The organism is Collimonas arenae, from assembly GCF_000786695.1.
Classification (GTDB): domain Bacteria; phylum Pseudomonadota; class Gammaproteobacteria; order Burkholderiales; family Burkholderiaceae_D; genus Collimonas; species Collimonas arenae_A.
On record NZ_CP009962.1, the window covers coordinates 4706878 to 4732624 of the forward strand.

A 25747-nucleotide genomic window follows, 5' to 3' on the forward strand; every position below is an offset into this window, starting at 1 on the left:
TCCACGTGGAAATAGATTTCTTAATTGCAATTTAAAGAATTTTTTCCAGCTTGCCCTTGGCCGAACGTTTGCGTTCGACCAAGGGGCGTACTACATGTACCGGTATGGCGCTGTGGTCATAGAAGAAGCATTCACGTTGGAAAATAACTCAGGCGTCTCCCGCCATATCCTCAAGATAATCGCTCTTGCAGAGCAGCCAGCAAGCTGTCCCACAACTGATGGCGCTCATCAATGGCCCGGATACCCGCTTCAAGCACCTCGCGGATCTGGACCGGATCGTTATCGGTTATTTCATCAATCATGCGCTGCGCCGCCGGCCCGTGCTCGCCAGAATCCACCTCGATATGCCGTTCCAGATAGAAGTTAAGCTCCGGGACGCTTTCCGGCGCTATGCTCCACGTCTTCAACAACGCCTGGAACATCTCTGGAATGACATTTTCACGACCGTAGAAAAAACTGCCGACGACCTGATGCGTCTTCCCGTCCATGCAAGTAGTGATCGTAGAGTTCACAAAACGCTGGATCGGCGTCAGCGCCTCCGCCCGGTTGAGCGCGGTAGGAACAGCAACCCCTTTCCTGATCATGCTCAGGAACTGGTCGATCTGCCGGGTGGAAGCACCGATCTCTTTCATCGCGGACAAATAAAGATCGAAATGCGTCATGGCGCCATGCGGCGTGATATCAGACTCTTCCCCCAGCACGATCTCATTGATCAGACGCGCAGCATTCGGATTGGCAGGCGGATACCAGGGAATGGAAGTAGTGGTCAAATCAGCCTGAAGCCGTTTCACCAGCGACATGAAATCCCATACCGCAAAAACATGCCATTCCATAAAGAGGCGCAAATCACTCTGGGTCCGTATGGCAGAAAATACAGCATGATTTGTCAGCAAATCGTGCTTTGCCTTAAGAGTAAGCTGCAATGATTCAGTGGTCGTTGTCATATCATCTCCAAGAGAAGTTACACACATCTGTGTGTAAAACGACAATGCCAGATATGTTACCTCAAGGCAATAAAATTGATGTACTGACACATTCGATCAGACCGCTGATCGAAGGAAATGCACATGTCGGATCAGAACGAAGCGCAGGTGTGCGAGAACAGCAAACCCACTGCATCCTGGTGAAACTGGCTGGTATAAGCGCTGCGTATCTGCGCCAGGCGCGTCAGCGTTTCCGGCGTTTCGGCTGCAACGATGCGAATCACGAAACTGTCTTCCCGAATGGTCTTGCCGCTCGCCTCATCGCGCCACTGTCCACGCGTATCCCAAGTCGTCAGGCCGTCCGGGAAACGCGGCGTTACGACTTCCGCCATGAAACTGGCGCGTTCGACATCGGTTACCGGCCCGCGACCGTTAATATCGCGGCCGAATAGCAGTTCGGCTTGCAATTGCCGGCTGCCGCCAGCCTGCTTGCACATATCGCCGGCAGTGCCTTCCGGTAACGTGGCGCACGCGGAAACCAATATTGCGCAGATCAACGGACAAATCAGCATGAGGCGCATTGCAGTCTCCTGGCGTTAGATTCGATTGTTGTGGAACGCCACATGCTATATCTTTAACAAGCTAAGAGGCTGTTGCAAAAATTAAGCTGGCTAGGCGCGCCGACGAAGACAGTACGAGTAGTACGGCTAGGAGGGTGTAGCAGGGGTTTCAGACGACACTGTCGTGGTCCGGGCTTGCAAGCCCGGGTGCGCCCTACAAGGGCAACAACGCCAGGTGTGTTTGCAACAGCCTCTAAGTGAGAGAAAACTATTTCATACAAGGAATACCAATGAGCCTGCTCGAAAAATTGCTGTCGAAGACGCAAAGCGCAAACACTACGCCGGCCGAAACGGTCAGAAAGGTCCTGGTCCGCGTGTACCTGGACACTGCGGGCCATGTGACTGATGTCACTATCCGGAAAAGCTGCGGCGACCCCGAGCTGGACGCGCGGGCGCAACGCGAGATCGCTGCGATGCGCTTCCCCAGCAAGAGCCGTGGCGCCAAAACCTCGCACAACTGGCACGACCTGGCCTACACCATTCATACGTAAGCGGCAGTAAGCGGCATAGCGCTGCTTGCCGCTTTGGCAGCACGATTTATTTTCCACGCTCCCAGACCGCAGACGTTACCCATTTCGCAACCTCCTCTATCACTCGCTCCTACGCGACGTAGCCTTTTGCCTGCAGCGCCTTTTCCTGCATATGGAAATGCGAATGGCGGCTATTGAACCCTCATGATGGATTCGCAGCTATCCATACCCTAAGCTGTCTTCGCCGAACTGATCTTCTTTGCAAACAACGAGCAGTCCAGTAACCAGGGGGTTCGGCAGATGGTTACTGGCAATTCAAAAACATAACATGAGACACCCTGTTGACGACCAGCCGGCGCATCGCCGGCACACGGCCGCTTCAGTGGACAGACAAAGGAGCAGCTCGATCATGATGGAACAACAACTCCAGCCCCAGCCTGTTGCGGGCCTGGCAGAACCTATCGCCGTGGCCGAAGGTAAAATCGACCGGTACTTCCAGATTACTGCACGCGGCAGCACCCAGCGTCGTGAAGTGGTCGCCGGCATCACCACTTTCCTGGCCATGGTGTATTCGGTTTTCGTAGTGCCCGGCATGCTGGGCAAGGCCGGTTTCGATGTCAGCGCGGTGTTCGTTGCGGTCTGCCTGACGACCGCTTTCGGCTCGCTGCTGATGGGCCTGTGGGCGCGCTTGCCGATCGCCGTAGGCTGCGCCATTTCATTAACTGCATTCACCGCCTTCGGACTGGTGCTCGGCAAAGGCTTGTCGCCATCGGTGGCGCTGGGCGCGGTATTCCTGATGGGTCTGGTCTTCACCGCCATTTCCGTCACTGGCGTGCGTTCCTGGATCCTGCAAAACCTGCCGTCGGGCGTCGCCCATGGCACCGGTGTCGGCATCGGCCTGTTCCTCTTGCTGATCGCATCGAACGATGTTGGCCTGGTTGTCAAAAATGCCGGTCCAGGTTTGCCGGTTGCGCTCGGTCACATCACTGCATTTCCAGTCGTGATGAGCATCCTCGGCCTGGCTGCCATTTTCGGACTTGAGCGTCGCCGTGTACCGGGTGGCATCTTGCTGGTGGTGGTCGCACTGTCGCTGATCGGTTTGATCTTCGATCCGGCGGTTAAATTTACCGGCGTATTCGCCATGCCTGCACTGAGCTCACCCGGCCACGCGTCGCTGATCGGCTCGATGGATATCAAAGGCGCACTCAGCATGACTGTGCTGCCAAGCGTGCTGGCGCTGGTGATGACTGCGGTATTCGACGCCACCGGCACGATTCGCGCCGTTGCCGGACAAGCCGGACAGGTCAATGAAAAAGGTTATATCCACAACGGCGGCAAGGCGTTGACAGCCGATTCGCTGAGCTCGATTTTCGCTGGCCTGGTCGGTGGCGCTCCTGCGGCTGCTTACATCGAATCGACTGTCGGCACTGCTGCAGGCGCTCGCACCGGCCTCACCGCAGTCGTCGTCGGCCTGTTGTTCCTGGCTGTGATTTTCTTCTCGCCGCTGGCTGGCCTGGTGCCTTCCTATGCGACGGCGCCGGCGCTGATGTATGTCGGCCTGCTGATGCTCGGCAGCGTCAGCCGCATGCACATGGATGACATGGTTGACGCGATGTCCGGCCTGTTGTGCGCAGTGTTCATCGTACTGACCTGCAATATCGTCACCGGCATCATGCTCGGCTTTTGCACCCTGGTGATCGGCCGTGTCGTATCGGGCGAATTCCGCAAACTGAATGTCGGTACAGTCGCCATTGCGATTGCCCTGGCAGTCTTCTATGCAGGTGGCTGGGCGATTTAAATCTTAGAGGCTGTTGCAAACACAGATGGCTAGGAGGGTGTAGCAGGCGTTTCAGACGACACTGTCGTTTGCCTGCGGAACAGCCCAAGCGCGCCCTGCAAGGGCAACAACGCCAGGTGTGTTTGCGACAGCTTCTTACAGAGAACCGTGTAACTTCGACTCTTTGGGTCTCCTTGAATAGTCGATTGACGGCAGCGCCCTCCCCTGGAGCGCTGCCTTTTTTGTTTCTGGATAGACTGCTTTATTTCTGGACGGTGCCAGGTCCTGCAACCAATACGTTGACAGTATTCGGCAACAACGGTGCGCGAGGATGAGGCGTCACCGCGGTGGCAGGTGGTGGCGGCCCGAATTGTCCAGTCACCAGATAGACCTGATGGCTATTCGGGTCCAGCGCCATGGTCCTGGCGCTTTTTTGTGTAGGCAGGTTGTTCTTCACGGTATATTGATCAGGGCCGTCTTCGTGCACGACGGTCAAGGTGCCGCCGCCATTGGAAACAAAAACCAGTCCACTATCGGCATCGAATGCCGCGGCATCGGGCTTGTCGCCGATCGCCACGGTGGCGACGACTTTCCCCGTCATGGAGTCTAGCACCACCATTTTCTGGTTACTGCATACCGAAAACAAGCGATGGTGCTTGTCATCGATGGCCAGTCCGCTAGGTTCGTCGCACGGTGCGACAGACCAGCGTTTGACGATCTTGGAAGATTGCGCGTCAATGACGCCAATCTCGTTTTTGTCTTCGACATTGAAAAATATATGTCCCTGGCTGTCGCTGACAGCGAATTCAGGATGGCCGCCAGCCGCTATCGTCTCAATGACCTTGCGTTTCACCGCATCGACCACCGTGATGCTTTGGCCGTGATTGTTGAAACTGTAGATACGCTGCAAAGGCGGGTAGTAGAGTATGGAGTCAGGGCCCGTGCCAGTCGGCTTGATGACGTCAACCGTACGCAGGCTGTCAAGTTCAAACACGGTCAAGGCATCTGCCCGGCCATTGCTGGTAAAGCCAAGATTCAGGTCCTGCGCAATCGCCACCCCGTGAACGCCGGCGGTATCCGCAATGTTGGCAAGCACCTTGCCGGATTTTGTATCGACCACCTGCACATGATCGGAACGGCTGACAAACAGGCGGCCGCGTTGACTGTCGATGGAAAGGTAATCCCATCCTTCCTCTCCAGCCAGAGGAAAGCGCGAAACTATCTTGTAATTATCCGGCACGGCTGCCTGAGCCTGCACAGGCAGCACGGCCGGCAATACCGCGAACGCGCACGCTGCGCTGAGATACATTTTCCTGGCAATCAAATTTTTCATGTGATGTAGAGATAGTGGAGGAATGTCGATCGGCTGATATGCGCCTGCCTGTTCCGCAATCCAGGTAACCAGTAAGCACATATACCCGCCACAGGCTAATGAACAATAATTAGCCCACAATTAGGGCGCGTTAACATCGACCATTGATCATTGACCTGAAACGAAGATCATCTAACTGTACCTCCTCAACGCACTTTTAGTGTTTCACACTGTACGGTTCCGGCGCGGATATGATATGTTCTTGCAAACCCTGTCATTCCCTGATGTGTAAGGAGTCATTCATGAAACACTTGATCACTATCGCTTGTTTGACCGGCGCCGTTGCCATGTACACGCTGAGCTACGAGAATAGTGCAGCCGTTCTCGGCGCAGCGGGTTTGTTGTTCGAACTGGCGTTCTGAAAAAGAGTATCGAGATAGTCTCCTGATCCCCTATTCCAGCAACCATTCCTGCTCACGCAACCACCACATCAGCCAACCCAGTATCATCGCCGGCGCCATCCAATGCGCCAGGCCAGCCCCCAAAAAATTGACCATCTCAGTCCATGCCTGCATCGTGCCGAGACCCAGCAACGGCGGAGGCACTGGTAATCCAGAGGCGGGAATGACGGCCAGCGTAAATGCCAGCCACAACATGATCGCCGCCGTGACCACCAATCCGTAGATACCCAACCAAGGCAGCGAGATAAGCAGCCAGCCAGGCAATGCGGAAACGCTGCCGGAGCCTGGTGCGCGTCGCTTCTGCGCCAGAGCAAGCGCTGGCGAACGCTCCGTTTCCGGAGGCAGAGCCCTCATCAACGCTGCGGTAAAACCTTCATCCGCAGGCGCGTCAAGACGGGCCTGGTGTTGCAGCAAGACGGCAAGCCAGTCGTCGGCTGATGACTCATGCGCCTCATCTATTGAAATCGGGTGAGACGCGTGTATGGGTGAAATTTTCTTCATTTGCACTGCTCCGAAGTTTGGCGTGGATCCCAGGCCAAGAGCGCTGTTTCAAGTTTGGCGCGACCGCGCAATAAATGCGTCTTGAGCGTGCCCAGCGGACATCCCAAGGCTTGGGCAGCTTCGGCATGCGACAAATCTCCCCAATAGCATTGCACGATTGCTTGCCGCTCGGGTTCGCTAAGTACATCCAGCGCCCTCTGCACATCGAGCGACAACGCCACAGTGTGGCTCAAGGACAAAGCGGCGTTAGCCTGGGCCAGGACATCGGCAGAACTTTGCCGTTCGTCTGATTCTTCATCCAAAGCCTGGGTTCGCGCCTGGAGTTGCGCGTCGCCGCGCCGCCGCTGTTCCAGGAACACATGCGTAGCGATTCGGATAAGCCAGGTGCGAAAGCATGCCTCGCCGCGAAAATTCGCCAGGTTTTGGTAAGCACGCAAAAAAGCCTCTTGCGCCAGCTCGTCCGCCCACCCCGCATCGCCTCGGGTGAGACGCCGCAGCAGCGCCCGCACCGCACCCTGATGCCGAACGACCAAAGCTGCAAATGCGCGGCGGTCATCGTGCTGCTGCACCTGCTGCAGCAAGAGCTGATCAGGGTCTTCCAGCGTCGGCGCCTCTGGCAGAGACGTGGCGTGCGATGTCACGGGATTTAATTTGGCGCAGGCTTGGATTCCATCTTCCGCGCCACCAGCAAGGCCACGCCGATAAACAAGGGGATACAGCCGATCGCCCATAGCCACATATCAGGCCGCATCGCATAAAACATAATCATGACGCCCAAACCTGCACCGACATTGACTGCGCCAAAGATCAACTGGCCGTTCGTATTCCGCCAGCCGCCATTGCCGCTGATAGCACGATCGGCAAGCAAGCTGCCGTCAAGCAGCTGCGGAGGAATGTCACGGCCCTGGGCAACCAGCTGGCGCACGGTCTCATGCATGAGTTCGGCACGGCGCATCCTGGCCAGCACGCCCATGACGATAGCCACGATAGGAATGAACAGAGCAACGATAGGGATGAGAAACGGCGCGACATGTTGTAGCACGGTGTCCATTGTGTCTCCTGAAAAGAGTGAGTGAAAGGCTTACTCTGCTTGGATGAGGCTGGATGGTGTTTTGGATTCAAAATAGTAAAAAATTTTTGAACGAACTTGCTTTAGCCTGATGCCGCTCATCTTGGCGCTTAGGAATTTGGCATCGCCTCCCTTTTTTACTGAAGCATAGTCTAACCAGGCTTCTTCAAGAAGAATGCCATTCCATCCAAAAATAGCTTTTACGGAATTAATCTAGGCAAGGATGTTCATACATGTCCATCGTCGAAACATATTGGCGAAGTGACATAATGACAATGAGCCGTCTGATCAATTGCCGCAACTAACGTCCACTTGGTGACGGCAGACAATACGTCAATTTAGCCCCATAGTAGAAATAACCAAAAACACAATGCTTATACATCCCCTGCCTGACCCCGTGATATTGCACTTGATTGGCCCGCTATCCATTCGATGGTACGGGCTGATGTATCTCGTGGCGTTTGCACAGTTTTTACTGCTAGGGCGAATACGCCTGAAGCAATCCCACATCATGCACGCCGGCTGGAAGCTCAAGGATCAGGACGACATGCTTTTTTACGGTGCTCTGGGCGTCGTCATCGGCGGCCGGCTAGGCGAGGTATTCCTGTATCGTCCCGCGTATTTTTTCCTGCATCCAATCGAAATTTTTGAAGTCTGGACCGGCGGCATGTCGTTCTACGGCGGCTTCATCGGCGTCACCGTTGCGATGATTTTCTGGGCGAAGAAACGGGGATTTCAATTGATGGAAGTATTGGATTTCATCGCTCCCCTGGTGCCTCTCGGCTACGCTGCGGGACGCATCGGAAATTTCATCAACGGCGAATTATGGGGACGCGTTGCAGATCCATCGCTGCCATGGGCCATGATTTGGCCCAACGTCGATGCTCTGCCAAGACACCCTTCCCCCATCTATCAGGCCTTGATTGACGGCCTGCTGGTGTTCATTATCTTATGGTGCTATTCACGTCGCGCCAGGCCACTGATGGCAGTCAGCGGCATGTTTGCGACTCTGTACGGAAGTGCTCGCTTCTTTACAGAATATTTCCGCACGCCGGAATTCGAAGTACACATACCTGGCATAACGTTGTCCGGAAGCCAAATGTATTCGATACCGATGGTCTTGCTCGGGTTAGCGCTGTTAACACTTGCCTATAGAAACAAAGCACCGGCGCCAATGACGGTTCGTTAACTTTAACTTAGAGACTGTTGCAAACACGGATGGCTAGGCGCTCCGACGAAGACAGTACGAGTAGTACGGCTAGGAGGGTGTAGCAGGGGTTTCAGACTACATTGTCGTCTGCCTGCGGAACGACCCGTGCTTGCAAGGGCAACAACGCTAGGTGTGTTTGCAACAGCCTCTTATTAACTTATCGCTATTTTTCAATCGGCACGACTGGCCTCTTGTCTCTGACGAAACCTTGGGCCAGTGCCGGACAACCATCTTTACAAATTAACCATCAGTCATGCCCGCATTCCCGATCATCGGGGGTTAGACATGAAGATTTGTTTCCGTTCCCTCTCTCCTCCACCATATAAAGTTTTTATAAAGTTTGTCATCTTGTACGTGTCACATATGTTGATATACGGTACCCCGGCCTCGCGAGAGGGATTCGCACGCCGAAAAATATGTGCATCAACATTGCGCCTGCATCATTGACCTTGGCCGATATTCTTCATTTAATGAATGGCGACCACCGCTGATTTTTCCAGGTGGTTTGCGATTTTCAATAAATCGGATAGGAAACATAACATGAAGAATCTTTTCTTATTATCGCTCCTCAGCGTGTCCTTCCTGGCGTCGGCAGCACCACCGGCCGATCAAGACAATTTACCAGTAACAATTTCCGGCATCAAAGAACGTATCGTCCTCCCCGAGCGGTATCGCAAGATGCACCCGGACGAATTTTACGACTATATGCGCGCTTACGATCTGTCAAACGGTATGACGCTTTCTGTCTTCCACAGAGGTTTCAAGATGTACGCCGCATTGGATGATCAGGTAAGACATGAAATAGTGGCCATCACGCCAAACACGTTTGTCGCTTTGGACAAGCAACTGAAAATGACCATCAATCTGCACGACAACAATGATGCGAGCGGAGAACTGTACATGATGGTTCCAGCGCGACGTCTTTCAAATAACGCCGTCGCACACAAAAAACTCGTACGTATTGCGCTCCGCTAGATAGGAGACAAGCAATTCCTCTTTTTCTACGGCTTACCTGAAACTATTGAAGCGCATGCGTTTAAGGTTTAAGGCTTAAGAGTCTTGTTGAAAAATCCGACCACTGATGCGTTGAGCATGGCGTGAAACGCTACCCGGTCGAAACCTGGAGCGCTGGTGCAGATCTCTGGCTCTCTGGAAGCAAGAAATGCGCTGCAAGGGGCCAGAAAATCATAGTGCCCAGCCTTCGGCACGAAATGATATTCCGGCTTTTGCGGCAGCGCCAGGCGCACGGCCTCTGCATACCACGGATGCGGAAGAACAACGTCGTCCTCAGCACGCCACAGCTGAACCGGAACGGTCACCCTCTTCAAGCCGTCCGGTGAAAAGGTGTAGCCAAGCGCAGGAGCCGCAACGACGGCAGCCTTGATGCGTATGTCTTGCGTGCCGTCGTGCGATGTGTCGCGTTGGGCGAGCGGGGGATCATCTGCATTGGCATGGCTGGCCACCAGTCTGCAGGCAAAATCAGTGACGTGCTCTTTGCAGAAAGGGGCAACCTTCGCCAGGTCCGGCATGCCGCCGACGTTCACCAGCGTGGTAAAGCCGCCCGCAGAGAAACCGAACATGCCGATGCGCTCCGGGGCGATTTGCGCGCGCCCGGACCACGCGCCGAGCATGTAGTCGATCAGCCGGCTTATATGCCGCGCCCGCTCCATGATCAAAATACTGCGGCTCTGGTCTCCGTGATTGTCGCCTGTGTGCGTCACCGAAGCGACGACATATCCTGCTTCAGCAAGGGCAATCGCTGTGTCGTAATGGCCGAGGAAGGTGCCACCGTTGCCATGCGAAATGACCACCAGCGGCAAAGCTTTTCCTTCGACAGGCCCGTTGACGGCAACGTTCTGCGTGACCGCCCCTCTCGATATGGGCGCCGGCGTCGCATTGCTCGGATACCAGATGCCAACCTCAAGCGGCGCGCCGTCAGGGTCCGGCGCGGTGACTTGCTGGAACCCGACGGCATGGGTGACGCCGCATACTGCAACCAGCAAGGTTATCAACGCAAGGAATAATGTCTTCTTCATTTGTTCACCTTGTATATGTGGGACATCGAAAACTGTCTGCGGCAATGCGGGGGAGACTTCCTAACGATGCGCAATCAAGCGAATCGGAATCAACAAATCCGTACGTAGCTCTTCTGGCGCAACCATGCGTGGATTGTTGCGATAGCACTCCAGCAGCGGCCGGTCGTCAGGCTCGTAGCCGCTGCCCGGTAGCCAGGCCGAATACAGCGTGTTGATGGCCGGGCCGATTTGCGTGTACGGCCCCATCAGCGTGTGCACTGCATAGAGGCCACCCGGGATATCCATGATGCCGACGCCGTCGGCAATCAGCGGTTCCGCAGGCAAAACTGCTGCTGCGTAATAACGGAAATCTCGGAAATCGTCGTTTGCTTCTGGATCGCCATAACAAACACCCAGCCATTGCTGCACTGGCCTGCTGCCTACCAGGGTACGCAAGCGTCGGTGCGAATAAGGAATCGTCGCCAACGGGCCGGAATGCGGCAAAGCATGAATGCGCATCGGTTCGCGCTCCAGTAAATGCATGTCGAAGCCGGGCTGGTCTTGGGTAGCGCCCCCGCCCGCGTCGCCCCCGGCGAATACCCCGATTTTCTGCCTGAATCCACGCGGACTGCTGCCGCTGAAACTGCGGAATGCGCGGGTGAAAGCCTGCGGACTGTCATAGCCAGTTTCCAGCGCGATATCGGTGATGCTGCGCTTGCCTTCCATCAGCAGCGAGGCAGCATGCGCCAGCCGCAGGCGGCGTATGGTCGCGGCGACTGTTTCGCCCATCATGCCGCGGTAGAGGCGATGAAAATGGAAAGGAGAAAAATTGGCGATGCCGGCCAAACCTTCAAGACTGTGCTGCGCCATCGGCTCCGCCACGATGGCGGCAATCACACGGGCCATGCGCTTGCGGTAGTCTTCCTCTGGACTATGTCGTTTCATAGCAGAAAGTTTAAACCGGCTGCCACGGGATTACTTAGCCGCGTTTGCGAATGTTTGCGAACTCACGGACCGTGCAACAAGCATGGCAGGTCCGCGCATAATAAAAGCACAACAACCAAGCCTTCTGTATTTTGCTGGAAATTTCGCTGGAAATCTCGCTGAAAAACAATCTGACATGCCGTAAAGACAAGATAAAGCGGCGGCGAAATCGCAAAAGGATACGCCGCAGTGAAAATATATTTTCTAAGAGGCTATGACGCTACCTGTCATGTCTGCGGATGACGCTCTGAAAGCTCTTCGCACAACGCAGCCGAAGGAACGAAAAATAACCCGCCAGTCGCCGCGCTGCTGTAGTCAAGCAGCTTGTCATAGTTGCCCGGCGGTCGTCCGACGAACATGTTTTCAAGCATTTGCTCGATCGGTTCAGGCGAACGCGCATAGCCGATGAAATAGGTACCGAACTCTCCCATGCCTGGCCGGCCGAACGGCATATTGCCGCGCAATATTTTCACTTCCTGACCATCCTTGGTGATCGTCGTCAACGAACTGTGCGAAGACGAGGGCTTGACCGATTCGTCGAGTTCGATGTCGGACAGCTTGGTACGGCCGATGATGCGTTCCTGAGCCTCGACGGACAACGCGTTCCAGCCAGCCATGTCGTGCAGATACTTTTGCACGAGCATATAGCTGCCTCCCGCAAACGCCGGATCCTCGTCGCCAACGATCGTAAAATCGACGGCCTCGCGGCCATCCGGATTTTCGGTGCCGTCGACGAAACCCACTATGCTGCGCAGATCGAAATAGCGAAAGCCATGCACTTCGTCAACCACGGAGATCGCATCGCCAAGCCGCTCCATCAGTTGCGTCGCCAACTCGAAGCAAAGATCCATCTGATCCGCACGGATGTGCAACAAGATATCGCCCGGCGTCCCCACGGCGCGGCGCGCACCCGTGCCGAACTCACGAAACGGGTGCAGCGATGCCGGACGCGGGGCGCCGAAGAGCCGATCCCAAGCGCCGGAACCAAAGCCGCATATGCAGGACAGATTACCGGAGGGGACGCGATGGCCAACCGAGCGAACCAGGGCGGCAATGTCCGCGCACCAAGCGCGCACCGTGTCGGCATGGCCGTCACCGGGCGAAAGCGTCGCGACAATGAAGATAGCGCTGCGCGTGATGGGGCTGCATACGGCTTGGGGTTCGGGAGAGTTATTAGGCATTGGATCGACCGTTATCGTGATGTATTCCGACAAGAGCGGGACAGATTTACAGCGAACGAGAATACCAGATTGTCGCAATTTTCTTTCACGCTCCGCTCCGACGGACAGTTACATTTTGTTACAAAAAAAAATATGCGCGAAATATTATTTAACAATTAATTATTTGATAGTCTGGCGCAAACAAAAATTGCATTGAAGAATCGTTCCGCCCAAAAATCTATGCGCATTTCTCATGGAATATGAATTTCCCAATCAAGCGTGACACGTCTCAAACACTTTATCGCTACTTTGCATTCGTTTTTATTGTTGCTGTTACTTCAACAATAATACTTGCTCTGTTAGCTTCCCTCTTTTTGAATGGACAAGGCCTGTCTGTGTATTGGATCGGAATTGCTCCTGGCAATGTCCTTTTGCAATTTTTCCTGACAGGAATAATTACACCGTTAATTGAATCCGCGATATTGATTTATCCAACGGTTGTTGCGTCTAGCGCTTTCAAATCAAAATATGCAGCGGCGCTCGTTGGCGCGCTTCCAATCATTGCTTTGCATGCTTTTGTACAAGCCTACAAACCGCTGGTCATCGCCTGGTCTTTCTATATACAAGCCTTGGCTTACCTAGAGCTCCGACAATCAGAAGTGTCGTTTAAAAAATCATTCTGGTTTGTTTTTCTCATTCACGCCATTTTTAACTCTTCTCCATTGCTTCTTGCGTACGTTTTGGCTTGAGAGAAAACTATGTATTCCGTTATTGGCCCCACAGACACAGCTACGGGTTATGCAAGCCAATGTGTCGGCGGTCAAAGCTGCGCGCACTCCGTGTTCCAGACCATTAATGAATTTTCCCCTTGGCCATCAACACAGCAGATAACAAAAAACCAAATTCTCATAATGACGAAAGAAGGCAAATGATTGAATTTCGCGAACTGAGCAAGAGCTACGGCAAATTCGAAGCTGTTAAATCTCTTTCACTTAACATCGCGCGCGGTGAAGTCTTTGGATTTTTGGGGCCAAATGGCGCAGGAAAAACGACGACCATCAAAATGATGATGGGGATCCTCGTGCCGAGTAATGGCGGGGTATCCGTAGATGGCATCAATTGCCATGACGATGGCGCCGAGGTAAAGCGCCGAGTCGGTTACCTTCCTGACAATCCCATTTTTTATGATTACCTTCGAGGCCGTGAAATATTGCAATTCGTTGCAGAAATGCACGGATATTCACGCAAAGACGCCGCAATGCGCGCGGATCAACTATTGATGGATTTCGGCCTGGAGGAAGTCACGGAAGAATTTGCCGTCAATTACTCAATGGGCATGAAGAAAAAATTGGGACTTGCTTGCGCCTTGATTCATGAGCCGCCGGTACTGATTCTTGACGAGCCCACGAACGGCCTCGATCCGCGTGCGTCACGCGACGTCCAAGAGCGTCTGCTCAATAGCGCAGCGCAAGGTAAAACCATATTCTTATCGACACATCTTCTCGATATGGCAGAACGCATGTGTACGCGAGTGGGGATTATTCATCGCGGGGCACTTGTCGCAACAGGCACGCCACAGGAAATAAAGGAGAGTGTTTCTTCCGGTGGGTCTTTGGAAGAAATATTTCTCAAAATTACTGAGGAAACCGGCGCAGACACGACTGATCACTCGTTGTCTGGAGCGTAATCGCCATGACAGACATTTCTGGATTTCATGCCATATTACTGCTTGCACAATTGCGACTTACCCGGCTACTGAACGTCACGACAAATGGCTTCAGTCGCGTTTTTAAACGAAGCGGACAACGGAATGCGACACCGGGTAAAAAACGAAATCGCTGGCTGATCACAATGTTGGTGGCGATTGCCATGTTGTTTTCAGCTGGGAATATGGCAAAGCAGAGTATTTTCAATTTGCATTGCGAATTAAGCGATGGCGTGCTGTGCTATCCCGGAGATGGGTCAGAGTTAAACGGCAGAAAAATGGATCGCGTTACGCATGAGTTGCTTGCGAAACCGTTTAGCGCAGGATTAGCGAGTGGCCTCACAATGGAGCTGACGCTATTGTTTTTCGCCAGCTTCCTGATGCCGTTAGGCGCCCGGGAATTGTCGCAACAAGACTGGGATTTGGAATGGCTGGTTACCCTGCCGATATCCCGGAAAAATTTGCTATGGGGTCGCTTACTTGAACGCAGCGTCGTCAATCCAGTCGGATGGCTATTGCTCTGGTCAACCTGTCTCTTGATTGCCTGGTATTCCGGTTATCGGTGGAGCGCACCGATCATCGCAGTTTTCGCCGCCTTTTCTTTATTGCTGCCGGCCGCGTCAATAAGAACGCTGATCGACACCGGGTTACGTTTATCTCTTCCCCCTTCACAAATGCGCAACCTGCAGGGCATTATTTCCCTAGTCAATCTGCCAGTTCTATATCTGGCTATCGCTTTTGGCATGAAGACGGAAATTTCATTCATCTTCGATTGGGCGCGCGCTTTCCCGTCCTGGACGGCCTGGACTCCACCAGGACTGGTCATACAAGCGATCAACGCCCATGACATGACCCATGCGCTGATGGCTTCAATGGCGTTAATAATTGAAGTAATTACGATTGTGTGCGCAAGCATTCTCATATTGCAATACCAGCTGCGCAACGGCATTGTCGCGGCAGGCGGGCGCGAAAGCGTCAAGCGCTCGGCACTCGCTGGCGTCGCCAGAAAAACGAGATGGAATCTCGCCATCGGCTCAGTTGTTCAGCGCCGCGAATTGAGACTCCTAAGTCGCGACCGGAATTTTCTGGTGCAAAGTTTAATACTGCCGGTTGTCATTGTTCTGAGCCAGTTAGTACTCAACGGCCGCTTTAGCAGTGTTTCGCAAATTAGCGGTAGCCCTACCATGATGGCTTCCATGGCATTCGCCATTAGCGCTTACGTACTCATGCTATCTGCCTTTCAGACGCTCAATGCCGAGGGTGGAGCACTCTGGATGCTCTACACATTTCCACATTCTATTCAAAACGTCCTCAAAGAAAAGGCGCAACTGTGGGCCGTTGTAGCGCTGCTTTACCCTTTTGCGATATTCGCTATCGGCATCTATTTTTCCCGTGCGATCAACTGGGAACTGCTAGGTTTGCTATGCCTGGTGTTGCTGGGGATACCGATATATTCCCTTATTGCCGTTTCCTTAGGAGTATTTGCTTGCGACCCCATGGCGCAGGACGCGCAGACCAAGGTACGTCCAACTTACGTCTATTTATATGTACTGCTATCAGGTCTGTATGGCTACACGCTGTTTGCCGATGCATGGTGGCAAAAACTGGTTCTCGTCATTCTCACAGGGTCTCTTTCCCTGGCGCTATGGCAAAAGGCGCGCGATGAAATACCCTACCTGCTCGATCCTGCTGAATCACCAGCAGCGCGCGTATCTACCGCCGATGGCTTGATTGCAGCAATGCTGTTTTTTGTGCTGCAAAGCGTATCAGTATTGATCATGAGCGATGGCTCCAGGAACATCAGTGATTCGGCGGTGGTTATAGGATTCATTATCGCCGGCACGTTGACCTATTGCTTAACGAGATACACGTTTTGGCGTACAAAGGCACAAGGCGTGCCTGCGGTAACCGGCAGCAACTTGGGTACTTCGGTTGGCTGGGGATTATGCGGAGGCGCATTGTCTGCGATCCTCGGTCTCGTCTACATCTATGTCATTCGCCATTTGGATTTATGGCAAGGCTCAAACCCTGTCGTTGAATTATCTAGTCGTGTCTGGCTGATCGGATTGGCGGTGGTTGCTGCGCCTTTATTTGAGGAATTTATATTTCGCGGCTTAATTTTCGGCGGCCTGCGCAGATCGATGCCGTCTTTCACTGCGATTCTCATGAGCGCCGCTATTTTTGCGATCGTACATCCGCCGCAATCGATGCTCCCTGTATTTGTTCTTGGCGTCTGTACGGCATTCGCATACGACCGGACGAAAACGCTGCTTGCCCCAATGCTGGTGCATGCAATTTACAATGCTGTAGTCATTGGATTTCAATTGACGATGTAAATTGCACGGCATCAACATCATGCAGTGCAAGCGACGTCGAAAGAACTAAATTATTACTCTTCCCAGACAACTTACGTTCACACGGATCCAACCCTCGCAATCCGTATACATAAACCGATGAATTCCCTCTGCTCGCAATGCGAGAGAGGGATTTTCCTTTATTGCGCACACCATTCTGGCGCGCGCTGTATTTTGCTTCAGTCGCTGGTGATGATAAGACAGCCCCTCATAATCCTGACGCGGACGGGAGAATGCGGCGCAAAGCCGGCCTGCTTGAGACCGGCGCCACACAAATGGATCCAGAGTGATTCGGGATTGTCGTCCTGGTAGAAAGAGACGGTGAGCCGCTGCGCCGGTTCATTAAAACCTGTTGACGTGCGGGTGTCTCGCGTAGAATTGCGCTTAGCCATGAATAACTCCGTTTTAGTTGTTTGTGGTTAGCGGTACTTGGATGTTGTCGCATCCTTGTGCCGCGCTTCTTGCCTTGCCTGCCAGCCCTGCGCAGGTGTTCAGGTACAACAGCTTTGCCTTCGCCACCCCTGCAGAATTTTCCTTTTCCTGTGTGGCGACGCAGACTCGGCGTTCGATACAGTAGCACCAACAGCGCAATAAATATCGCTTAAAACGCCTTTCCTGAAATTTTAAGAAAAAGCATAGCCGGGAAATTATTGCGGATGGCGATGTCGCCTCCCTGTTCTAAAAATCCAGTATTCGCTGTCATGTATTGCGCGTAAAGGCCATGCAAAATATTGCGGCGAACAACGGTTTTTTACCAGGAAGTTCAGGAAGATATGGGAGGATGTGTCATTGCAAGAGCTGGCCTCAAGCCCGCTATGTCCTGCGCTTGCAATCTGGACTATCGCCGAAGCACAGGCGATGCGCTAACATATCAAAAAATGTCCGGGTCCAAAATATGAAACCAACCTCAGCCATCGTCATAGCGTCAATTCTGGGCGTATTGATTTTTACAAATCCTAAAATCGACAACTATGAGCAGTACATTCATCAGGCAATTACCCAGGAAACCAGTCATCGGGATGGCTTGACCCAGGCAATCGGAACGCTATTTGGAGGGGTGGCCAGCAGCTTCATCGCTAACAGCACGGTGCGCAATAATTATGTTCTGTTCAGCATTTACGACTCGGATCTGGGCAATCAACATCTAAAGTATGTAGGGATCCTCGGCAATTTCTTTCAATTGGCAGGCCCGAAAAAGGATCAATAAGCGCTCCCTGTTGCCAGAGTCTGCATAGGATCGAAACGGTCAGGCTCCGTGTAAAAACAATCAAAAACGGGATGGCGTCGACACTAGGTTAACCCAATGCAAAGTCGACTCGTCTTCGTCCCGCTTTGAAGCGTCATCGTTCAGCAAAATCGACTTGTCTTCCTCATTCTTGAAACCGTGATCGCCCTCTCCTCGCCGGCGCAGCCCGTTATATATTTCCCGCTGGTCTTTTCGATCGGCTCTGCGTATCAGCTGGCCAATTTTTTTATCCCCGTATGCAGCAATTGTCTGCATGAGCGCCTGCAATTCAGGTGCGTCGTCCAGATCCTCGACCAGACGACGCCAGACGCCGCTTTCATTCCACCGTTTGAAACGCATGTAAGTTGTGTTCCATTTCCCGAAACTGGCAGGTATTTTGTGCCACGCACATTGCTCAGCCACCAGCCATAGCACTGCATCGATAAACAGACGGTTGTTACGGCCGTTGGTTCCGCAGTCACCCTCCTTTCCCACCAACAGCGGCTCCAGCTTTTCCCACTGTTCGTCTTTAAGGAAAACAGCCGATCCAACAGGCTGCCCGATATGGTTTTCGACATAACGCTGCTGAAAAGTTGTATTTAACATTTTGCTATAGATGTAGCTATCAAAGTATGTTCGAAGAGAACTCAATCAATTCCTGGTAGTCCGCATTCCTGGGTATTTTGGATGTCCCTCCGCAACGACGTACTCATTGCGGAGGGTAGCCTGGCTAAGCGCTAATTTCACCCTCTTACCGAGAAACTCCTTATCTGCAAGATCACCACGAATACCCGATCCCCGCGTTAATCAGGGTGTGGCTGGCAGATGTGGTACTCACGCCAAACTTGACGATCGTGTTTTCTCTGATGCGAGCGCTAGCCCCGATCGCCAATGCGCCATAGCCGCCATAGCTACCGATACCGGCGCCCAATGAGAAGGTCTTGCCTGCATCAACCTGCGGCAGACCAGCCAACGCACCAGCCATCGCTACGCCACTGTAGGCAATGCGCTGTACGCTGCCAACCTGGTTCTGCAAGTTGTTGAGCTGCGATACATTCACCGCATCGGTTGCATTAACACCCGGCGCCACATTAGTAATACGACGTTCGCTGCCAGGAGCACCTACAGACACTGTATTGTCCTGATCCGCCACAGAACCGGCACCCAACGCTACAGCGTTGTTGGCAATCGCTTGCGCTCCTGCCCCCATCGCCACAGAGTTATTGCCGGCGGCAACCGAGTTAGAGCCGATTGCCACGGTAGGATCACCGGTAGCCTGGGCGTTATAACCGATCGCTACGGCACCCGACGAGGAAGCCAAGGCACGGAAGCCAACCGCAGTAGTGTTGGTATCGAGCGCCTGCGCATTGGAGCCCAGCGCCGTGGCGCCATCCTTGGTCGCTTGCGCACACAGGCCTGAACCTGTGGCGTCAATGCCATTGACGGTAGTACAGGTTGCAGGCGTCACCGTCTTGATGGCCGTGCCGCTGGTACCGCGAGTCTGCGCTGTGCCATCGCCGTTGGAACCTCCCATGATTGTTCCACCCAGCATCGCGCCATTCGCAGCAGCAGCATTCGACGCATCGGCCAATGGTTTCAGCGCAGTATTTCCAGCAACCACAGCCACCAGGCCGGTTGACAGAGAGCCAATTTGGCTTAAACCCGTTGACAAGGACGACAATCCTGTCGACAACGACGTGACGTTGCTGTTAGTGCTGCTCAAACCAGTGGACAACGAAGAAATCCCACTTACCGCAGTACTCAAGCCAGTCGACGTCGATGTCGACAGCGACGTGACGTTACTGCCAATCGTGCTCAGGCCAGTTGACGTTGATGTCGACAGCGATGCCACATTGCTGTTGGTGCTACTCAAACCAGTCGACAGCGAAGCGATCCCCGTCGATGCAGAGGTCGACAGCGACGTCACGTTGCTGTTCGTCGTGCTCAAGCCGGTCGACAAGGAAGTAATCCCGCTTGTCGCCGTACTCAGGCCGCTCGAGGTCGATGTCGACAGGGATGATAGCTGACTGAAATTGACCGCATCTGTAGGACGCGTACCCGCTGCAACGTTAGTCAAGGTTACCGGCGTGGTAGCGCCGACTCCGCCCAATGTGACACTGGTGTGGCCAGGATTGTCGTACTGAACTGAATTTGCAACACCAGTAGACAAGGAAGCTAACCCTGTCGATGTCGACGTCGACAATGAAGTCAAATTGCTATTCGTTACGCTCAGGCCAGTTGACAACGAACCGATGTTGCTAGCGTTGGTACTGATACCTGTCGAGGCGGAAGTCGACAACGACGTCACATTGCTGTTGGTCGTGCTCAAGCCTGTGGACAACGAACCGATGTTGCTGGCATTCGTGCTGATGCCAGTCGATGTCGAGGTCGACAGCGACATTACGTTGCTATTGGTCGTGCTCAAGCCAGTCGACAACGAACCGATGTTGCTGGCATTGGTGCTCAAGCCAGTCGACAACGAGCCGATGTTGCTGGCGTTGGTGCTGATACCGGTTGAGGTCGAAGTCGACAGAGACGACACATTGCTGTTGGTGGTGCTCAGGCCAGTCGACAACGAACCGATATTGCTGGCATTGGTGCTGATACCAGTCGATGTCGAAGTCGACAGCGAGGTCACGTTGCTATTGGTCGTACTCAGCCCAGTCGACAGCGAGCCGATGTTGCTGGCGTTGGTGCTGATCCCGGTCGAGGTCGATGTCGACAACGAAATCACATTGCTGTTGGTGGTGCTCAAGCCGGTCGACAGCGAACCAATGTTGCTAGCGTTGGTGCTGATCCCTGTCGATGTTGAGGTCGACAACGATGTCACGTTGCTGTTGGTCGTGCTCAGGCCAGTCGACAACGAACCGATATTGCTGGCGTTGGTGCTGATCCCTGTCGACGTCGACGTGGACAGCGAATCGACATTGCTATTCGTCGTGCTCAGGGATGTCGACAATGACGAGATGCCACTTGTCGCTGTGCTCAGCCCCGTCGAAGTTGACGTCGACAGACTATTTATTGCCTGATTCGAAGCATTCAACTGCGAACCATTGACTGCATCTGTGCTTGTCGCAGTGAGCTGGCCTGACGCCACATTAGTGATCTGCCGCTCCGCTCCAGGCGCACCGACGCTGACCACGCTCGTCGGGCTTGTTCCGGCTAACGCATACGAAGTTCCGCCTATCGTCACGCTCGAAGTTGGAGTCGACGCTGCCGTCGTCGATCCGGCACCCAGCGCGACGTCACCAGCGTTATTGGCAACTGCCCCGGAGCCTAACGCCAGGCCATTGGTTGCCACTGCGTTGGCTGTATCGCCTAAGGCTACCGATCCCGCCCCTCCTGCCGTCGAAGTACTGCCTAGAGCCACCGAGCCTTGGCCTGACGCCGAATTGGTGTTGCCCATGGCGACTGCACCCTGACCGTTGGCCGTATTATTTAACCCGGTTGCGACGGCGCCATTACCAGTCGCCGTATTGGGATCTCCAATCGCCACTGCGCCATTACCGCTGGCGGTGTTCCCCACACCGATCGATACCGCTTGTCCACCTGTCGCGACCGCACTTTGACCAATTGCCACGGCGCCATTCGAGTTCGCGGTGGCGCCGCTGCCTATCGCAATTGCATTTGTTCCAGTTGCAACACTGTCCGGTCCGGTTGAATTGGAATGGAAGTATTTGATTCCCTGGCTATTAATGCTATCGATTGCAGCACCAACGTTGCTGACCGCAGTGGTCGTTCCGTTGGCGTTGTACATTGTGTAGGACGGAGCACTGATGACGCCTGTCGCCGGATCATAAGCTGCACCGCCGCCCAGTGCTGCCGCAGCGCTGCTTCCTGTGTTATTGGCTATCGTCTGCAGCGAGGCAACGTTGCTATTGGTCGTGCTCAGACCCGTCGACAGCGAACCGATGTTGCTGGCGTTGGTACTGATGCCCGTCGATGTCGAGGTCGACAACGACGTCACATTGCTATTGGTCGTGCTCAGGCCAGTGGACAACGAGCCAATGTTACTGGCGTTCGTGCTGATGCCGGTCGAGGCCGAGGTTGACAAGGACGTCACATTGCTATTGGTCGTGCTCAAGCCAGTCGACAACGAGCCGATGTTGCTGGCGTTGGTGCTGATACCGGTTGAGGTCGAGGTTGACAAGGACGTCACATTGCTATTGGTCGTGCTCAAGCCAGTCGACAACGAGCCGATGTTGCTGGCGTTGGTGCTGATACCGGTTGAGGTCGAAGTCGACAGAGACGACACATTGCTGTTGGTGGTGCTCAGGCCAGTCGACAGCGAACCGATATTGCTGGCGTTGGTGCTGATGCCGGTCGAAGTTGACGTTGACAGCGAGGTCACGTTGCTGTTGGTGGTGCTCAAGCCGGTCGACAGCGAACCAATGTTGCTGGCGTTCGTGCTGATGCCGGTCGAGGTCGAGGTCGACAACGACGTCACATTGCTGTTGGTCGTGCTCAGGCCGGTCGACAGCGAACCGATGTTGCTGGCATTGGTGCTGATGCCGGTCGAGGCCGAAGTCGACAGCGACGTCACATTGCTGTTGGTCGTGCTCAGACCAGTGGACAACGAACCAATGTTACTGGCGTTGGTGCTGATACCAGTCGATGTCGAGGTCGACAGCGAAGTCACATTGCTGTTGGTCGTGCTCAGGCCGGTGGACAAGGAACCGATATTGCTGGCGTTGGTGCTGATACCAGTCGATGTCGAGGTCGACAACGAACCGATGTTGCTGGCGTTGGTGCTGATCCCGCTCGAAGTCGAAGTCGACAGCGACGTCACGTTGCTGTTGGTCGTGCTCAGACCAGTGGACAACGAACCAATGTTACTGGCGTTGGTGCTGATGCCGGTCGAAGTTGACGTTGACAGCGAGGTCACGTTGCTGTTGGTCGTGCTCAAGCCGGTCGACAGCGAACCAATGTTACTGGCGTTGGTGCTGATCCCTGTCGATGTCGAAGTCGACAACGATGTCACGTTGCTATTGGTCGTGCTCAGACCGGTCGACAACGAGCCGATGTTACTGGCGTTGGTGCTAATCCCTGTCGAAGTCGAAGTCGACAACGATGTCACGTTACTATTGGTCGTGCTCAGACCGGTCGACAACGAGCCGATGTTACTGGCGTTGGTGCTAATCCCTGTCGAAGTCGAAGTCGAGAGCGATGTCACGTTGCTATTGGTCGTGCTCAGACCGGTCGACAACGAGCCGATGTTGCTGGCGTTCGTGCTGATCCCTGTCGAAGTCGAAGTCGAGAGCGATGTCACGTTGCTATTGGTCGTGCTCAAACCAGTGGACAGTGAACCGATGTTGCTGGCGTTCGTGCTGATGCCGGTTGAGGTCGAAGTCGACAGCGATGTCACATTACTGTTGGTTGTGCTCAAGCCCGTCGACAACGAATTGATGCCGCTCGTGGCAGTGCTTAATCCGCTTGAAGTCGACGACGATAATGACGATAACTGACTGAAGTTAACCGCGTCGGTTGGATTCACACCTGCCGCAACGTTAGTAAGAATGACTGGTGTAGTAGCGCCAACGCCACCCAACGTAACGCTTGTGTGCGCAGGATTATCGTATTGAACCGAATTCGCAACTCCGGTTGATAAAGATGCAATGCCAGTCGATGTCGACGTCGAAAGCGAAATCACGTTGCTGTTGGTGGTGCTCAAGCCAGTCGACAGCGAACCGATGTTGCTGACATTGGTGCTGATGCCGGTCGATGTCGAAGTCGACAACGAAGTCACGTTGCTGTTGGTCGTGCTCAAACCAGTCGACAACGAACCAATATTGCTGGCGTTAGTGCTGATCCCTGTCGATGTCGAGGTCGACAGCGAAGTCACATTGCTGTTGGTCGTGCTCAGGCCAGTGGACAACGATCCGATGTTACTGGCGTTGGTGCTGATCCCTGTCGATGTCGAGGTCGACAACGAGGTCACATTGCTATTGGTGGTGCTCAGGCCGGTCGACAGCGAACCAATGTTGCTGGCATTGGTGCTGATCCCTGTCGATGTCGAGGTCGACAGCGAAGTCAGGTTGCTATTGGTGGTGCTCAAACCAGTCGACAATGAACCGATGTTGCTGGCGTTGGTGCTGATCCCGCTCGAAGTCGAAGTCGACAGCGACGTCACGTTGCTGTTGGTCGTGCTCAAACCAGTCGACAACGAACCGATGTTGCTGGCGTTGGTGCTGATCCCTGTCGATGTCGAGGTCGACAGCGAAGTCACATTGCTGTTGGTCGTACTCAAGCCAGTGGACAGCGAACCGATATTGCTGGCGTTGGTGCTGATGCCGGTTGAGGTCGACGTCGACAGCGAAGCCACGTTGCTGTTGGTCGTGCTCAGGCCAGTGGACAACGATCCGATGTTACTGGCGTTGGTGCTGATTCCTGTCGATGTCGAGGTCGACAACGAGGTCACATTGCTATTGGTGGTGCTCAGGCCGGTCGACAAGGAGCCGATGTTACTAGCATTGGTGCTGATACCGGTCGATGTCGAGGTCGACAGCGAAGACACATTGCTGTTGGTGGTGCTCAAGCCAGTCGACAACGAACCAATGTTGCTAGCGTTGGTGCTGATCCCTGTCGATGTCGAGGTCGACAGCGAAGACACATTGCTGTTGGTGGTGCTCAGGCCGGTCGACAGCGAGCCGATGTTGCTGGCGTTGGTGCTGATGCCGGTTGATGCCGAAGTCGACAGCGACGTCACATTGCTATTGGTCGTGCTCAGGCCGGTCGACAGCGATGTCACGTTGCTGTTGGTCGTGCTCAAGCCGGTCGACAACGAAGTGATGTTGCTGTTGGCCGTGCTCAATCCCGTTGACGTCGAGGTAGACAGGCTATTGATCGCCGTGTTCGTTGCGAACAGTTGCGAGCCGTTGACCGCATCCGTGCTCGTCGACGTTACCCGACCCGCTGCCACGTTCGTCACCTGGCGCTCGGAGCCCGGCGCCCCCACGCTCACCACGCTCGCCGGCGTCGTACCGGCATAGTTGTACGTCACGCCGCCTATCGTTCCCGTCGCCGTCGGGTTCGCCGCTGCTGTGATCGAACCATTCCCCAGCGCCACGTCACCCGCATTCGTTGCCGTCGCCCCCGAACCCAACGCCACCCCGTCAGCACCCTTCGCAGCGGCGGTATCGCCCAACGCCAACCCGCCAGCCACCGACGCCGTACTGTTGTTACCCAGCGCGACCGAACCCTGGCCGATTGCATTATTACCGCTACCTATTGCAACGGCGCCATTGGCAGCAGTAGCGCCACCTGTATCGCCAGCTGCAATGTTATTTGCCCCCATCGCCACAGCACCTGTACCATTCGATACATTCGGGTCACCGATCGCCACCGCACCATTCCCCGTGGCCTTTTGACCAAGCCCAATCGCTACCGCACCACCGGTAGCCGTGCCTGCATTCGCCGTCGTGCCTGAAGATCCAATCGCCACATTCTGCCCCGTAGCGCCGCTGGAAATTCCATCGCCTTCAGCAATGCCGAAAGCGCCATTCACCGTAGCGCCACGTCCCATTGCAATACCCGACGTGGCAGCAGCAGCTACATTCGATTGCCCGCCAATCGCAACAGCATTGGTTGCGGCGGCTATAGCGCCCGATGTTGCATTGCTACCGATAGCAGTAGCGCCGGCAGCGCTGGCTGTCGTGCTATTGCCAAGCGCAATAGCCTCTGCTGCCGTGGCTTGAGCGCCACCGGTCGCGCCGAAGCCACCGATAGCCCCCCCGAGCGCAATCGAACCGTTACCGGTCGCCCCCGCGCCCTGACCCGCCGCGAACGCACCATCGCCGCTCGATGTAGTTTGGCGACCTATTGCGATACTCGTATTATTGCTTGCACTCGCCGAATTACCCATGGCAATAGACCCGTCACCATTGGCTACAGCCGAAAAATCACCACGCACACTAATAGCGATAGCATTGCTACCAGCATTGGCGCCGTTACCGATGGCGGTT

Annotated in this window: 19 protein-coding genes and 1 pseudogene; 8 read left to right on the forward strand and 12 right to left on the reverse strand. The window is 54.4% G+C overall.

Translation table 11 applies throughout. The features are described from left to right. Positions 1-170: 170 nt before the first annotated feature. Together LT85_RS20755 and LT85_RS20760 are read right to left on the reverse strand one after the other, a co-directional pair. A complete protein-coding gene (locus LT85_RS20755) occupies positions 171-944 on the reverse strand; it encodes a DUF3050 domain-containing protein (RefSeq protein ID WP_038492753.1) in 774 nt (257 codons plus the stop codon). A 131-nt stretch (positions 945-1075) separates the two neighbouring features. Further along, a complete protein-coding gene (locus LT85_RS20760; RefSeq protein ID WP_038492756.1) occupies positions 1076-1504 on the reverse strand; it encodes a DUF3574 domain-containing protein in 429 nt (142 codons plus the stop codon). 269 nt (positions 1505-1773) lie between these two features. Between LT85_RS20760 and LT85_RS20765 the strand changes: the two genes are divergently transcribed. Together LT85_RS20765 and LT85_RS20770 are read left to right on the forward strand one after the other, a co-directional pair. After that, complete coding sequence (locus tag LT85_RS20765; protein WP_038492759.1) at positions 1774-2034, forward strand: energy transducer TonB; 261 nt, start codon at positions 1774-1776, stop codon at positions 2032-2034. Between the two features lie 388 nt (positions 2035-2422). Next, entirely contained in the window at positions 2423-3811 is a 1389-nt protein-coding gene (locus LT85_RS20770; protein ID WP_038492762.1) for an NCS2 family permease, read from the forward strand. A gap of 241 nt (positions 3812-4052) precedes the next feature. Here LT85_RS20770 and LT85_RS20775 read toward each other — a convergent pair whose 3' ends face one another. From LT85_RS20775 to LT85_RS20790, 4 genes are all read right to left on the reverse strand, one after another. After that, complete coding sequence (locus tag LT85_RS20775; protein ID WP_038492765.1) at positions 4053-5123, reverse strand: YncE family protein; 1071 nt, start codon at positions 5121-5123, stop codon at positions 4053-4055. Between the two features lie 431 nt (positions 5124-5554). Next, complete coding sequence (locus LT85_RS20780) at positions 5555-6064, reverse strand: hypothetical protein (protein WP_156117602.1); 510 nt, start codon at positions 6062-6064, stop codon at positions 5555-5557. Beyond that, positions 6061-6705, reverse strand: a complete 645-nt coding sequence (locus LT85_RS20785; protein ID WP_052135367.1) for a sigma-70 family RNA polymerase sigma factor — start codon at positions 6703-6705, stop codon at positions 6061-6063. Before LT85_RS20785 ends, LT85_RS20780 begins: the two co-directional genes overlap by 4 nt. A 5-nt stretch (positions 6706-6710) precedes the next feature. Further along, a complete protein-coding gene (locus LT85_RS20790; protein ID WP_038492771.1) occupies positions 6711-7115 on the reverse strand; it encodes a DUF6249 domain-containing protein in 405 nt (134 codons plus the stop codon). A gap of 388 nt (positions 7116-7503) precedes the next feature. On the opposite strand from LT85_RS20790, the gene lgt reads away from it, so the two are divergent. Then, positions 7504-8322, forward strand: a complete 819-nt coding sequence (gene lgt, locus LT85_RS20795) for a prolipoprotein diacylglyceryl transferase (protein WP_038492773.1) — start codon at positions 7504-7506, stop codon at positions 8320-8322. Between the two features lie 561 nt (positions 8323-8883). Further along, positions 8884-9318: a hypothetical protein gene (locus LT85_RS20800; protein WP_038492776.1), complete on the forward strand. Its 435-nt coding sequence runs from the start codon at positions 8884-8886 to the stop codon at positions 9316-9318. A gap of 68 nt (positions 9319-9386) precedes the next feature. On the opposite strand, the gene LT85_RS20805 is transcribed toward LT85_RS20800, so the two are convergent. The 3 genes from LT85_RS20805 to LT85_RS20815 all read right to left on the reverse strand — a co-directional run bounded on the left by LT85_RS20805 (position 9387) and on the right by LT85_RS20815 (position 12523). After that, positions 9387-10379: an alpha/beta hydrolase family protein gene (locus tag LT85_RS20805; RefSeq protein ID WP_038492778.1), complete on the reverse strand. Its 993-nt coding sequence runs from the start codon at positions 10377-10379 to the stop codon at positions 9387-9389. 60 nt (positions 10380-10439) lie between these two features. After that, positions 10440-11303 (reverse strand): AraC family transcriptional regulator, encoded by an 864-nt coding sequence (locus LT85_RS20810; protein ID WP_038492781.1) that lies wholly within the window; start codon positions 11301-11303, stop codon positions 10440-10442. A gap of 266 nt (positions 11304-11569) precedes the next feature. Beyond that, positions 11570-12523: a Dyp-type peroxidase gene (locus LT85_RS20815; RefSeq protein WP_038492784.1), complete on the reverse strand. Its 954-nt coding sequence runs from the start codon at positions 12521-12523 to the stop codon at positions 11570-11572. Between the two features lie 239 nt (positions 12524-12762). Between LT85_RS20815 and LT85_RS20820 the strand changes: the two genes are divergently transcribed. The 3 genes from LT85_RS20820 (at position 12763) to LT85_RS20830 (ending at position 16543) form a co-directional block, all read left to right on the forward strand. After that, positions 12763-13251, forward strand: coding sequence for a hypothetical protein (locus LT85_RS20820; RefSeq protein ID WP_038492787.1), 489 nt, complete (start codon positions 12763-12765; stop codon positions 13249-13251). 119 nt (positions 13252-13370) lie between these two features. Further along, positions 13371-14189 carry an ABC transporter ATP-binding protein gene (locus tag LT85_RS20825; protein ID WP_253273592.1) on the forward strand — a complete coding sequence of 273 codons (819 nt, stop codon included), beginning with the start codon at positions 13371-13373 and terminating at the stop codon, positions 14187-14189. A gap of 5 nt (positions 14190-14194) precedes the next feature. Then, positions 14195-16543, forward strand: coding sequence for a CPBP family intramembrane glutamic endopeptidase (locus LT85_RS20830; protein WP_038492792.1), 2349 nt, complete (start codon positions 14195-14197; stop codon positions 16541-16543). Positions 16544-16740: 197 nt separating this feature from the next. Here LT85_RS20830 and LT85_RS20835 read toward each other — a convergent pair whose 3' ends face one another. Next, positions 16741-16953: a SymE family type I addiction module toxin gene (locus LT85_RS20835; protein ID WP_038492795.1), complete on the reverse strand. Its 213-nt coding sequence runs from the start codon at positions 16951-16953 to the stop codon at positions 16741-16743. 503 nt (positions 16954-17456) lie between these two features. Between LT85_RS20835 and LT85_RS26925 the strand changes: the two genes are divergently transcribed. Then, positions 17457-17768 (forward strand): DUF4359 domain-containing protein, encoded by a 312-nt coding sequence (locus LT85_RS26925; RefSeq protein ID WP_038492798.1) that lies wholly within the window; start codon positions 17457-17459, stop codon positions 17766-17768. Positions 17769-17828: 60 nt separating this feature from the next. Here LT85_RS26925 and LT85_RS26205 read toward each other — a convergent pair whose 3' ends face one another. Continuing rightward, the gene (locus LT85_RS26205; protein WP_156117603.1) at positions 17829-18437 is read right to left on the reverse strand and encodes a transposase; all 609 of its coding nucleotides are present in this window, start codon (positions 18435-18437) and stop codon (positions 17829-17831) included. 127 nt (positions 18438-18564) lie between these two features. Continuing rightward, positions 18565-25659: pseudogene (locus tag LT85_RS27700) on the reverse strand (YadA-like family protein); the annotation flags it as partial. Positions 25660-25747: the final 88 nt, after the last annotated feature.